A 12537-nucleotide genomic window follows, 5' to 3' on the forward strand; every position below is an offset into this window, starting at 1 on the left:
GTAGGGGCTACAGCTCGCGGTGGAGCTTCGTGTTCGAGGCCTGGGCGCGGGGGCGGACCACCAGGAGGTCGATGTTGACGTGGCTGGGGCGGGTCACCGCCCAGGTGATGGTGTCGGCCACGTCGTCGGCGGAGAGCGGCTCGGCCACGCCGGCGTAGACCTTCTCCGCCCGCTCCGCGTCGCCGCGGAAGCGGGTCTTGGCGAACTCCTCGGTCTTGACCAGGCCGGGGGCGATCTCGATGACGCGGACGGGCTGGCCGACGATCTCCAGGCGGAGGGTCTCGGCGAGGACGCGGGCGCCGTTCTTGGCGGCCACGTAGCCGGCGCCGCCCTCGTAGGTGGCGTGGCCGGCGGTGGAGGAGAGCACGACGACCGTGCCGTCGCCCGAGGCTGTCAGGGCCGGGAGCAGGGCCTGGGTGACGTGGAGCGTGCCGATGACGTTGACCTCGTACATCGTGCGCCAGTCGGCGGGGTCGCCGGTGGCGACGGGGTCGGCTCCGATGGCGCCGCCGGCGTTGTTGACGAGCACGTCGCAGCGGTCGAGGGACGCGGCGAGGGCGTCTACGGCGGCTCGGTCGGTGACGTCGAGGGCATGGGCGGTCGCCTCGTGGCCGGCGGCCGTGATCTCGGCGGCGAGGGCCTCGATGCGGTCCTTGCGGCGGGCGGTGAGGACGACGTGGTAGCCGGCCGCGGCGAGCTGCCGGGCGGTGGCCGCGCCGATGCCGCTGCTCGCGCCGGTGACTACGGCGGTTCGGGTGGCCGTGCTCATGCTGGCTCCTCGTGCGGTCGTGTGTTCGTACGGTGGTGACTGGCCTGGCCAGCATAGGCCGGTCCCCGCGCAGGTCACCGGCCGCGCGGGGGAGGGCTCGCCCTCGTTCGTGTGATGGTCCGACCATCGGGCGGGTGGGAGGGCTAGCGTCCGCGCGTGGAGGTGGTCGCGGTGCGCCGAGGTGCCGTACGGAGTGTGGTGATGGCCGGGCTGCTGGTGCTGCTCGGAGGGCTGGGGAGCGGTGTCGGGAACGCCCGCGCCGGGGCCGGGCCGGAGGCCGATGTGGCCTATCACGGGCGGGTCGCCCTGGACGGCGGCCGGCTGCGGATCCTGCTGGTCCCGGAGAACGAGGGTCCGTCCGCCCTGGCGAACGCGACCGTACGGCTGCGCCTGTCGGCCGATCTCGCGGACCGGCAGGAACTGGCGGAGGGCTGTGCGCGGGCCGGGCTGCGCGAGGTGGTGTGCGAGACGGGTGCGCTGCCGCTGCGCGGGCGGGGGCGGCACATCGGGCTGGTGCTGCGGCTGAAGGAGCCGGCTCCGGAGGTGGTGGTGCGGGTGGACACGTGGTGGAACGGCGGCGCGACGGACCGGAACCACACCAACAACGAGCACGTGGTGCTGGCCCTGGACACGGGGGACACGTACGCGTTCTGACGCGTGGGTCGTGTGGGTCGTGTGGGTCGCGTGGGCCCGGGTGACCTTGCGGGGGCCGGGGCGAACCCGGTTCGGCCCGCCGGAGTCCGCCGGGGCCCGAGCGGGCCCGGGCGGGTGTCGCTACGGCGTGCTCACGCCGCCGAACTCGGCCAGGGCCTCGTCGACGATCCGCTCCAGCCGGGCGTGGTGGGCTCCGCGCCAGTAGACGCGCTCGCAGTCGGTGCACTGGGCGAAGACCTCGTACGAGCGCTGCGTGCCGCTCTCCAGCCGGTCGCCGACGCTGTCCTTGTCGGCCTCGCGCAGGGTCCCGTTGCACGCGGTGCAGCGGGTCCACGGCGCGAGGGCCGGGGCGAACCGGCCCAGGATGTCGCGGACCTGCTCGTCGGGGTTGTCGCTGTAGACGTACGCGCCGGCGAACAGCTCGCGGCGGCGCAGCAGTCCGCGGTCGCGGGAGAGCAGGACGCGCTGCTCGGCGGCGGAGCGGGTGGCCAGGGCCGGGTCGCCGATGTCCTCGTTCTCGTACGCGGTGTCCACGCCGAGCAGCCGCAGGCGGCGGGCGAGGGTGCCGAGGTGGACGTCGAGGAGGAAGCGCAGCGGGATGCTCCCGGGGACGCCGGGGAGGTGCTGGGGGCGGTCCACGCCGAAGACTTCCACGGATTCGCCGGCCCGGGGCACGTGGGCGAGGGGCGTCTCGGCGCCGTCGACGAGGATCCGGCCGACTTCGGTGAGCGGGACGCCGGCCGATTCGACGACGTGGCCGAGGCTGGAGGCGCCGTCGGTGGTGGTCGGTACGCGGGTGCCGCGGCGCGCGGGCGCGGCGAACACGTGCAGTTCGGGGGCGAGGGTGAGCTGAATTCCGGGTCCGTTCACGGGGCCAGCATGCCATCGCGGGGTGGGGTGCGGCGGGGGATTTACGCCTCCGCGCGCACGTTCGCGTCCGTGCGCGTACGGGTGCCCGGATCGGTGCCCGTAGCCGTGCCCGTGCCCGTGTCCGTGCCCGCGGCCACCGCGTCGTGCAGTTCGCGATGGGCGTTGACCTGGTCGAAGTGGTTCTCGGCCCATTCCTTCACGGAGCTGAGCAGGCAGCCGAGGTTGGCGCCGAGTTCGGTGAGCCGGTAGTCGACGCGGACGGGGACGGTGGGTGTGACGGCGCGGGCGACGAGGCCGTCGCGCTCCAGGGAACGCAGGGTCTGGGTCAGCATCTTCTGGCTGACGCCGGGGATCTTGCGGCCGAGCTCGCTGTAGCGCATGGTGCGGTCCTCGGCCTGGGTGAGCGCGCTGACGATGAGGCCGACCCACTTGTCGCTGATGCGGGCCAGGAGCTGGCTGGTGGGGCACTCCTTGAGGAAGGCGTCGTAGGACTCGCGGGCCTCTTCGCGGCGGGCCTCGGCGGTACGGGTGGCCATGGGTGCCCCACTTCCGGGTCGGGTACGCACTTCGAGGTACGTACTTACGAATAGAGAGTAGCTCTCCCTAGGTTGGTTCTCACCGGGAACACCGGAACGAGAGAGCGAGCCCGCGGAAGAGGCGATGGCGATGAGCGAGACCGAGCAGACGACCGGCCAGGCGACGGAGACCGTTGCGGCTAGGGCGACGGCTACGGGGACGATGGCGGCGGCGGTGGCCGAGGGCTTCGGCGGCCCCGAGCGGGTCGAGATCGTACGGGTGCCGATCCCGCGGCCGGGCGCCGGGCAGGTCCGGGTACGGGTCCGGGCGGCGGGCCTGAACCCGGTCGACGGCGCGGTACGGGCCGGGGTCTTCGGCGGCGAGGGGCAGCGGCTGGGCTTCGGCTGGGACGTGGCGGGCGAGATCGACGAGCTCGGCGCGGACGTGGACGGCTGGGCGGTGTCCGACCAGGTGGTCGGCCTGCACTACGGGCCGGTCAAGCCGCTCGGCACGCACGCGGAGTACGCGGTGCTGGACGCGTCGGCGCTCGCTCCGGCCCCGGTCACGGTCGACCGGGTGACGGCGGCGGCGCTGCCGCTGAGCGGCCTGACCGCGGCCCGTGCGGTGGATCTGCTGGAACTCCCGGCCGGGGCCGCGGTCCTGGTCACGGGCGCGGCGGGGGCGGTCGGCGGGCTCGCGGTCCAGCTGGCGGCGCGGGCCGGCTACGTGGTGACGGCCCTGGCGGGAGCCGATGACGAGGAACTCGTACGGTCCCTGGGCGCGGCCCACTTCGTCCCGCGCGGCTCGGCTCCGGCGGCGGGCACCGTGGACGGCGTCGTGGACACGGCGGTGCTCGGCGGGCCGGCCCTGGCCTTCGTCCGCGACGGCGGCTCGTACGTCGGGCTGATCCCCCACGCGGCCCCGGCGGCGGAGCGGGGCGTCCGCGTGGTGGAGCAGGAGGTGGCGGCGGACGGCGCGCACCTGGCCCGCCTGGTGACGCTGGTCGACGCGGGGGAGCTGACGCTCAGGGTGGCGCGCACCTTCCCCCTGGCGGAGGCCCCCAAGGCCCACGCCGACCTCGCGGACCCGGGCACGCGCGGCCGCATCGTCCTGACGGCCTGAGCCCACGGGGAGCCCGGGCGGCCGGGCCGGGCCCTCCCGTCCCGACCGGGCCAGGCCTGGCCCTGCCCGGCCCGCCAGGCCCTGCCAGGCCGGGGCCCAGGCCTAAGCCGAGCCTGAGCCAGGCCCAGCCCAGGCCCAGGCCCGGCCCAGCCCCGGCAGGTCCCAGGCGCCGGTCCATCAGGCCGGTAGCGGGATCAGTACAGACCCTTGTAGATCTGCCAGCCCGTGCCGGCCTTCACGCGGCTGCCGAAGGTGCCCTTGCCGGTGCCGGGGATCCGCCAGACGGCGCCGGAGGTGTCCCGGGACAGGAGGTCCGTCCGGCCGTCGCCGTTCAGGTCGCCGGCGGCGACCACGAAGTCGTAGGACGAGCCCCAGCTGTCGGAGATCTTCACCGGCGCGGTGAAGGTGCCCTTGGCGGTGCCGTTCATGCGCCACAGCCGGTTGGACTTGTCCTGGAGGATCAGGTCGCCGAACCGGTCGCCGTTGAGGTCGCCGGCGCCGAGGATCTTCTTGTAGCCCTTGTACGAGCCGGGGATCTGCACGCGCGGGGCGAAGGTGCCGTCCGTGGCGCGGGCGTAGCGGTACAGGGCGCCGGTCGAGGCGTTGCGGGCGACGAGTTCGGCCGGGCCGCCACCGGCGACGTCGCCGGGGGAGGTCAGCACGTCGTACTGGTTCCAGCCGCCGCCGATGAGCTTGTGGGGGGTCTTCGGCGTGACGGTCTGGCCGCAGGCGGGGGTGTAACGGCGGAGCTCGCCCTTGGAGTTGCGGACCAGCAGGTCGTTGCAGCGGTCGGTGTTCGCGTCCTTGACCGGGATCGGCAGGGTGCCGGCGGGCCAGCCGTAGCCGGTGGCGTAGCCCTTGAAGGCGCCGGTGGCGCGGTCCCCGAAGATCGAGCGGATGCCACCGTTGGTGGTCAGGACGAACGCGTCGCCGGTGCCGTCGGGCCGGCCGGTGGCGCTGCCCTGGTCGCGGAGGGGGGCGGTGCCGTTGACGACGGTGACCGTGCCCGTGGCCAGGGTCCGCGCGCTGGTGTCCCCGGCGTACGGCGTGGCCGTGAGGGTCCACGTCACCGGGCCGTTGGGGGCGGCGACGGTGGTGCCGTCGTCGCCGTAGCCGTCCCACATCAGTGAGGGGCTCAGCGTCGCGCCGCCCTTGATGGTGCGCTTGAAGGTCCCGGTCGCTTCGGCGAGGGTCAGGGTCCAGGAGGAGACGGGGCGGCTGAGCTGCCACCGCGGACCCCAGGAGCCGCGAGCGTGGTCGTACTCCGCCGTGACGGAGGAGCTGACGACGGTCACCGGAGCGTCCGTGGTGTGGGCGCTCAGCAGCCCGATGTCACCTTCGCCGTCGCGGTCCCAGACGGCGGTGGCGCTGCCGTCGGGGCCGGCGGCGATCAGGCCCTTGACGCTGTCGGCGCTGGAGTTCCACAGCCTGCCGCTGCCGCTCCACACACCGTCCTTGAGGCGAGCCTGGCGCATCTCCTGGCGGTCGGCGTTGTGTGCCCAGGTCACCCAGACGGTGCCGTCCTTGCCCAGGGACACGGAGTGGTCTTCGGCGTTGATCGAGTGGTCTTTGGCGGAGACGGTGGCGACGGCCGACCAGTGGCGGTCGGTGTGGTCCAGGGTGGCGGAGCGGATGCGGCCCTTGCCGCGGTCCGGGCCGCCGTTCCAGACCAGGGTCACGTCGCCGTCGGGCTCGATCAGCGGCTCCGGGGTCTCCTGCAGGGCCGCCGCGACGGGCAGCGGCTCCGCCGTGCTCCAGGCGGCGGACGCGTCGGCGGCGGTGGCGGTGCGCAGCAGCCGGTCGCCCTGCGCGGGGCGCGGCTCGGACCAGGTCAGGGCCACGGTGCCGGCGGCGGAGCTGGTCAGGGCGGGCTCGCCCAGTTGGGCGGCGGCGGACTCGGCGACCGCGGCGGGAAGGGTCCAGGCGGAGGCGCCGGCGGGCAGCGTGGACGTACGGATGCTGGAGCCGCCGTCCTCGGTCTGCTGGTGGAAGGCGACCACGGGGGTGCCCTCGGCGTCCACGGCGGCCTGGGGGCGGTCGGCCCCGGCGTGGCCGTCCCCGGCCGCGTTGCTGACGCGGGCCGGGGCGGACCAGGCGCCCGCGCCGGAGCGGGTGGCGGCCCAGACCGAGGACTCGGCCCCGGCGGGCAGGCGCTGCTGCCAGGTGACGACGATCGTCCCGTCCGCGCCGACGGCCAGGTCGGGCTCGGACGGGCGGCGGTTCTGGTCCGTGCCGAGCAGGACGGTGGGCGCTGACCACGCGCCCTTGTCGAGGGTGGCGGTGACGACCCGGCCCGGGGTCGTGCCCCCGTCGCCGATGCGGCTCGCCGGGTAGTCGGTCCAGGCGGCGACCACCTTGTTCCCGACGGTCACGAGCCGCCCCTGGCCCGGGTGCTGCGCGGTCACGGACAGCAGGACCGGGGCTCCCCAGACCTCGGTGCCGGCCGGGCGGACCGCCGCGTACAGGGCGCGGTCGGGGCCCAGCTCCTGGTTGTAGAGGACGACGTCGGTGCCGTCGTCGGTCCGTACCAGTGCCTGGCTGTCACTGAAGATCATCTTTGGGGTGACGCTGGTTCCCGCGGTCCACGCGGGCACGAACGCCGCGTGGGCGGTGCCGACCAGTGCCGGGGCGGTGCCGGCCACGACGGCGGCGACCACCAGCGCGGACAGGCCGCGGCGGCGCGCGCCGCGTGCGGGACGGACGGAAGCGGACAGGTGCACGGATCCCCCTGAGGTGAAAGGCAGTTACTCCGCAAGGGAGACGCCCGAAGACCCCGCCGGGTTGTACGGCCGGGGCCGTTGATCGCGGGCGGGGCCGGGAAGTCCTCGCGGAGGGCCGCCCGCAGGGGGGGGGAAGGCCGGGTCAGGGCCAGACGAGGCAGTACGGCTGATGCCCGGCTTCGTGCAGGCGGTGGCTGAAATCCTGCCATTCGTGGAGCAGCTGGTAGACGTTGAAGGCGTCGCGGGGGCCGCCCCGGTCGGGGACCGTGGACCAGATGAAGGCGGCGGCGCCGACCGATTCCTCGCCGATGCCGCGCAGCGGGTCGACGACGGTCATCGGGAGCTTCACGACGGCGTAGTCGGGGTGGAGGACGACCAGCTCCAGCGGGGGCACCTTGTGCAGGGGTATGCCCTCGATGCCGGTCAGGACCATCGCGGCGACGGTCTCCGGCTTGATCTTGGTGAACATGCCGCCCATGCCGAGCTCGTCGCCGCCGAGCTCCTCCGGTCGCATCGTCACCGGGACGCGCGCGGCCGTGGCCCCGTCGGGGGCGCCGAAGTACTTGTACGTCACGCCCATGCCGCGGCCCCTGGGCAGGCCGTCGGGGTCCTGCGTGGGTCCCGGTACGGGTTCTGCCGCGTCCGTGGCACGACGGCGGTGCTTGCCGCGGCGACGTTCCCGGGCGCGCTGCGGGTCCAGGCCGTCCGTGCCCTCGCCCGGTCCACCACCGCGTTGCATATCTCCACCCGACGTGTCTTGCCTGCCCCGGCCCCGTGACCCCCGCCACGCAGCCTGATCATCATGGCAGTGACCTCCCCCGGGGCGGCGCGGTGAAACGCCCGTCCGCAAGTCAGTCGCGGCCTGATGAGACCATGGCTGGTGTGAGCTACCCGTACCCGTATGAAGCCAAAGTCTCGCAGACTCTCTTTGACCGCGCGTCCCTCGTGACGCCTGGCGGCGTGAACTCTCCGGTGCGCGCCTTCCGCGCCGTGGGCGGAACGCCCAGGTTCATGGTGTCCGGTACCGGTCCGTACCTGACCGATGCCGACGGGCGCGAGTACGTCGACCTGGTCTGCTCGTGGGGGCCGATGATCCTCGGCCACGCCCACCCGGCCGTGGTGGAGGCCATCCAGGCCGCCGTCGTCCGCGGCACCTCCTTCGGCACCCCCGGTGAGGGCGAGGTCGCGCTCGCCGAGGAGATCGTCGCGCGGATCGAGCCCGTGGAGCAGGTCCGCCTGGTGTCCTCGGGCACCGAGGCGACCATGTCCGCGATCCGCCTCGCCCGCGGGTTCACCGGCCGCGCCAAGATCGTGAAGTTCGCCGGCTGCTACCACGGGCACGTGGACTCGCTGCTGGCCGCCGCCGGCTCCGGGCTCGCGACCTTCGCGCTGCCGGACACCCCCGGGGTGACGGGCGCGCAGGCCGGGGACACGATCGTGCTCCCCTACAACGATCTGGAATCGGTCCGGGCGGCCTTCGCCGCGCACCCCGGCGAGATCGCCTGTGTGATCACCGAGGCGGCGCCCGGCAACATGGGCGTCGTGACCCCGGGGGAGGGCTTCAACCAGGGGCTCGCCGACCTGTGCCGGGCGAACGGCGCCCTGTACATCTCCGACGAGGTCATGACGGGTTTCCGTACCTCGCGCGCCGGCTGGTACGGAGTGGACGGGGTCACGCCCGACCTGATGACCTTCGGCAAGGTCATGGGCGGCGGCTTCCCGGCCGCGGCGTTCGGCGGCCGCGCGGACGTCATGGGCCACCTTGCGCCGGCGGGTCCCGTCTACCAGGCGGGCACGCTGTCCGGTAACCCGATCGCCACGGCCGCCGGTCTGGCGCAGCTGCGGCTGCTGGACGAGGCGGCGTACGAGAAGGTCGACGCCGTGTCGCTCCAGATCCAGGGGCTGGTCACCGAGGCGCTCACCAAGGAGGGCGTCGCGCACCGGCTGCAGACCGCCTCGAACATGTTCTCGGTGTTCTTCACCGAGGACGAGGTCCGCAACTACGACGACGCGAAGAAGCAGGAGGCCTTCCGCTTCAACGGCTTCTTCCACTCGATGCTGGCGCAGGGCGTCTACCTGCCGCCGTCGGCGTTCGAGTCGTGGTTCGTGTCCACCTCCCACGACGACAAGGCGATCGAGCGCATCGCGGCCGCCCTGCCGGCCGCCGCCCGGGCCGCCGCGGAGGCCACCGCGTGAGCGCCGTAGCCGGTGGCAACGAGATCACCGTCGTCCACGTGGTGCGCCACGGCGAGGTGCACAACCCGGACGGGGTCCTCTACGGCCGTCGCGCGGGCTACCACCTCTCCGAGCTGGGCCGGAAGATGGCGGACCGGGTCGCGGAGCACTTGGAGAACCGCGACGTGACCTACGTCGTGGCCTCCCCGCTGGAGCGGGCCCAGGAGACGGCCGCGCCGATCGCGAAGTCGCACGGTCTGGACCTGGCGACCGACGCCCGCCTCCTGGAGGCGGGCAACGTGTTCGAGGGCAAGACCTTCGGCGTCGGCGACGGCGCGCTGCGCAGGCCCGGGAACTGGAAGCACCTGACGAACCCGTTCAAGCCGTCCTGGGGCGAGCCGTACGTCGAGCAGGTCGTGCGGATGACGAGCGCGATCGAGACCGCCCGTGACGCGGCCCGCGGCCACGAGGCGGTGGCGGTCAGCCACCAGCTCCCGATCTGGATCGTACGGAGCTTCGCGGAGAAGCGGCGGCTGTGGCACGACCCGCGCCGCCGCCAGTGCACGCTGGCCTCGCTGACCTCGTTCACGTACCAGGGGGACACGCTGGTGTCGGTGGGCTACAGCGAGCCGGCCCGCGACCTGGTCCCGGCGCACCTCCTCGCGGGGGCGAAGCCGGTGAAGGGCAAGTCCAAGGCGTTCGGGGCGTAAGCCCCGGCCGCGCGGCAGGGATTGCCGGGCCCGGCCCCCCAGGGGGGGGTCGGGCCCGGAGTCATGAGCGCAGGGCCGCAGCCCTGCTGGAAGCGCAGCCCGGCCCGGGGCGCAACCCCTCGGGCGGTGCCCGTTTGGCCAAGACTCTGCCTAATTTCATACAAGTTGCCGGACGTGGCCGTGTCACCTCTAGACATCGCCAAATTGTCCGTTTGTATGCATTGCATGAGCGATATGCGCGGCTTCAGCCGAAGGGGAGTACTCGGACTCGGACTTGGAGCCGCCGCGGCGGCCGGCATCGCCGGCTGCAACGTCGGCGGTCCGTCCGGTACGGGCAACCCGGGCCCGGCCAACCCGACGGGCGCCGCCCCGCCCACCGGCCCGGTGGTCAAGCCCATCGGCGACGGATCCACCGCCGACACCGGGCCGCAGCCGCACCAGCCGGCCGCCCCCGTACCCCTTCAGCCGGGCGAGACCCCGCCCCAGTTCGTGGTGTTCAGCTGGGACGGCGCGGGGGAGGTCGGCAACGGCCTCTTCCCCCGCTTCCTCAAGCTCGCCAAGGATCACGGCGCGGCGATGACCTTCTTCCTCTCCGGGATCTACCTCCTGCCCGAGTCGAAGAAGGGCCTCTACCGGCCGCCGAAGAACCCCGTCGGCGCCTCCGACATCGGGTACCTCAAGGACGAGAACGTCCGCAGCACCCTCAAGTACGTGCGCGAGGCCTGGCTCGACGGCCACGAAATAGGCACCCACTTCAACGGGCACTTCTGCGGCGGCTCCGGCTCGGTCGGCAGGTGGACCCCCGAGGACTGGCGGAGCGAGATCGACCAGGCCGTGTCCTTCGTCACCAACTGGCGCACCAACACCGGCTGGACCGACCTCGATCCGCTGCCCTTCGACTACCGCAAGGAGCTGGTCGGCGCCCGCACCCCCTGCCTGCTCGGGCAGGACAACCTGCTGCCGACCGCGCGGAAGCTGGGCTGGCGCTACGACTCCAGCTCGCCCGGCGGCCTCCAGCAGTGGCCGGTCAAGCGCGGCGGCCTGTGGGACCTGCCGCTGCAGTCGCTCCCCTTCCCGGGGCACTCCTTCGAGGTGCTGTCGATGGACTACAACATCCTCGCGAACCAGTCCAAGAACACCACCAAGGGCGTCCCCTCCCACTACCCGGCCTGGCGCACCCAGGCCACCGCCACCTACCTGGGCGGTTTCAAGCGGGCCTACGAGACCAACCGCGCGCCCCTCTTCATCGGCAACCACTTCGAGGAGTGGAACGGCGGCATCTACATGGACGCCGTCGAGGAGTCCCTCAAGGGCATGGCGGACAAAAAGGACGTACGGCTCGTATCCTTCCGGCAGTTCACCGACTGGCTGGACGTCCAGGACCCCAAGGTGCTGGAGAAGCTGCGCACGCTCGGCCCCGGCCAGACCCCGACCGGTGGCTGGGGCACGTATCTCGCGGCGGTCTGATCCGGCCCGGGTCAGCACCTGACCAGCGGATTGGCAGACCCCCCGGGGGGCGCGGAAGATCCGCAAAGCGCACATGCGAAACTTTTCACATGAGCCTTAGCCGCGCCCCCCGCCGCAGCCGCTCGACCAGCGGCCGCGCCATCCTGCTGACCGCGGTGACCCTCGCCGGCGCACTCACCCTCACGGCGTGCGGCGATGCGGACGGCGGCAGCAAATCCTCCGGTTCCGCCGGAGGCAACTACGTGGTGGGCTCCAGCGGCATCGCCACCGTCGCCAAGGCCGACCGCACCGACGCCCCCAAGCTCGACGGGGAGACGGTCGACGGCAAGACGCTGGACACCACCACCCTCAAGGGCAAGGTCGTCGTCCTCAACGTCTGGGGCTCCTGGTGCCCGCCGTGCCGGGCCGAAGCCCCGTACTTCGCGAAGGTCGCCAAGGAGATGGAGGCGGCCGGACAGCCCGTCGCCTTCGTCGGCATCAACACCCGCGACAACACCAAGCAGAGCGCGACCTCCTTCGAAGAGACCTACGGGATCACCTATCCGAGCCTCTTCGACCCGAACGGCAAGCTGATGCTCCGGTTCCCCAAGGGCACGCTCAACCCGAACGCCATCCCCTCCACGCTCATCCTCGACAAGGACGGGAAGATCGCCGCCCGCACCCTGGCCGCGGTCAACGAGGAGAAGCTGCGCTCGATGATCGACCCGCTCCTCGCGGAGAAGTGACCTCGTGGTCACCGCACTCTCCGGCCTCTCCGATGTCGTCCTCGCCGCCGAACAGACCGGCGTGAACACGACCGTCCTCAACGGCGCCCTGCTGCTCGCCCTGCCGATCGCCCTGCTCGCCGGGCTGGTCTCGTTCTTCTCGCCCTGCGTCCTCCCCCTGGTCCCCGGTTACCTGTCCTACGTGACCGGCGTCGGCGGAGCCGACCTCGCCGAGGCCCGGCGCGGCCGGATGCTGGGCGGCGCGAGCCTGTTCGTCCTCGGCTTCACCTCCGTGTTCGTCTCGACCGGCGCGCTGTTCGGCTACTTCGGGCAGACCCTCGACGCGAACAAGGAAGTCATCTCCCGGGTGCTGGGCGGCCTGGTGATCCTGCTCGGCCTGTTCTTCATGGGCGCCATCCCCGGCCTGACGATGCGCGAGTTCCGCTTCCACCGGAAGCCGACCATCGGCCTGCTCGGCGCACCCCTGCTCGGCGTGCTCTTCGGCCTCGGCTGGACCCCCTGCATGGGCCCGACCCTCGCCGCCGTGGGCACCCTCTCCATCGATCAGGCCACCGCGGGCCGCGGTGCGCTGCTGACCGTGGTCTTCTGTCTGGGCCTGGGGCTGCCGTTCATCGCCACCGCGCTCGCCTTCCGCAAGGCGCTCGGCGCGTTCGGCTGGGTGAAGAAGCACTACGCGTGGGTGATGCGGATCGGCGGCGGCATGCTCATCCTGACCGGTCTGCTGCTCGTCACAGGAATGTGGAGCAGCATCGTCAGCGACATGCAGAGCTGGACCAACGGCTTCACGGTGGGGATCTGAGGACTACGAG

Annotated in this window: 11 protein-coding genes and 1 pseudogene; 7 read left to right on the forward strand and 5 right to left on the reverse strand. The window is 72.8% G+C overall.

What is annotated here, in order from left to right; translation table 11 throughout:
* Positions 1-7: 7 nt before the first annotated feature.
* On the reverse strand, positions 8-769 hold the full coding sequence (locus ACIQV3_RS32065; protein ID WP_403718328.1) for an SDR family NAD(P)-dependent oxidoreductase: 762 nt from the start codon (positions 767-769) through the stop codon (positions 8-10).
* Positions 770-925: 156 nt separating this feature from the next.
* On the opposite strand from ACIQV3_RS32065, the gene ACIQV3_RS32070 reads away from it, so the two are divergent.
* Complete coding sequence (locus tag ACIQV3_RS32070) at positions 926-1423, forward strand: hypothetical protein (RefSeq protein ID WP_403718330.1); 498 nt, start codon at positions 926-928, stop codon at positions 1421-1423.
* 120 nt (positions 1424-1543) lie between these two features.
* Here ACIQV3_RS32070 and ACIQV3_RS32075 read toward each other — a convergent pair whose 3' ends face one another.
* Entirely contained in the window at positions 1544-2293 is a 750-nt protein-coding gene (locus ACIQV3_RS32075; RefSeq protein WP_403718335.1) for a Mut7-C RNAse domain-containing protein, read from the reverse strand.
* A 128-nt stretch (positions 2294-2421) separates the two neighbouring features.
* A pseudogene (locus ACIQV3_RS32080) lies at positions 2422-2829 on the reverse strand (winged helix-turn-helix transcriptional regulator); the annotation flags it as partial.
* A 202-nt stretch (positions 2830-3031) separates the two neighbouring features.
* Here ACIQV3_RS32080 and ACIQV3_RS32085 point away from each other — a divergent pair.
* Positions 3032-3931, forward strand: a complete 900-nt coding sequence (locus tag ACIQV3_RS32085; RefSeq protein ID WP_403718548.1) for an NADP-dependent oxidoreductase — start codon at positions 3032-3034, stop codon at positions 3929-3931.
* A 194-nt stretch (positions 3932-4125) separates the two neighbouring features.
* On the opposite strand, the gene ACIQV3_RS32090 is transcribed toward ACIQV3_RS32085, so the two are convergent.
* Both ACIQV3_RS32090 and ACIQV3_RS32095 read right to left on the reverse strand, forming a co-directional pair.
* On the reverse strand, positions 4126-6651 hold the full coding sequence (locus ACIQV3_RS32090; protein ID WP_403718338.1) for an FG-GAP-like repeat-containing protein: 2526 nt from the start codon (positions 6649-6651) through the stop codon (positions 4126-4128).
* 142 nt (positions 6652-6793) lie between these two features.
* Entirely contained in the window at positions 6794-7231 is a 438-nt protein-coding gene (locus ACIQV3_RS32095) for a hypothetical protein (protein WP_008738524.1), read from the reverse strand.
* A 293-nt stretch (positions 7232-7524) separates the two neighbouring features.
* Between ACIQV3_RS32095 and hemL the strand changes: the two genes are divergently transcribed.
* The 5 genes from hemL to ACIQV3_RS32120 all read left to right on the forward strand — a co-directional run bounded on the left by hemL (position 7525) and on the right by ACIQV3_RS32120 (position 12527).
* Complete coding sequence (hemL, locus tag ACIQV3_RS32100; RefSeq protein ID WP_403718340.1) at positions 7525-8847, forward strand: glutamate-1-semialdehyde 2,1-aminomutase; 1323 nt, start codon at positions 7525-7527, stop codon at positions 8845-8847.
* Positions 8844-9536, forward strand: a complete 693-nt coding sequence (locus tag ACIQV3_RS32105; RefSeq protein ID WP_403718342.1) for a histidine phosphatase family protein — start codon at positions 8844-8846, stop codon at positions 9534-9536. The genes hemL and ACIQV3_RS32105 overlap by 4 nt, the downstream gene beginning before the upstream one ends.
* 234 nt (positions 9537-9770) lie before the next feature.
* Positions 9771-11003 (forward strand): hypothetical protein, encoded by a 1233-nt coding sequence (locus tag ACIQV3_RS32110; RefSeq protein ID WP_403718550.1) that lies wholly within the window; start codon positions 9771-9773, stop codon positions 11001-11003.
* Between the two features lie 89 nt (positions 11004-11092).
* Entirely contained in the window at positions 11093-11728 is a 636-nt protein-coding gene (locus ACIQV3_RS32115; RefSeq protein WP_403718345.1) for a TlpA family protein disulfide reductase, read from the forward strand.
* Positions 11729-11732: 4 nt separating this feature from the next.
* Positions 11733-12527: a cytochrome c biogenesis CcdA family protein gene (locus ACIQV3_RS32120; protein ID WP_403718348.1), complete on the forward strand. Its 795-nt coding sequence runs from the start codon at positions 11733-11735 to the stop codon at positions 12525-12527.
* The last annotated feature ends 10 nt before the right edge of the window (positions 12528-12537 follow it).

Origin of the sequence: Streptomyces sp. NPDC099050 (assembly GCF_044759865.1) — a bacterium.
Lineage (GTDB): Bacteria > Actinomycetota > Actinomycetes > Streptomycetales > Streptomycetaceae > Streptomyces.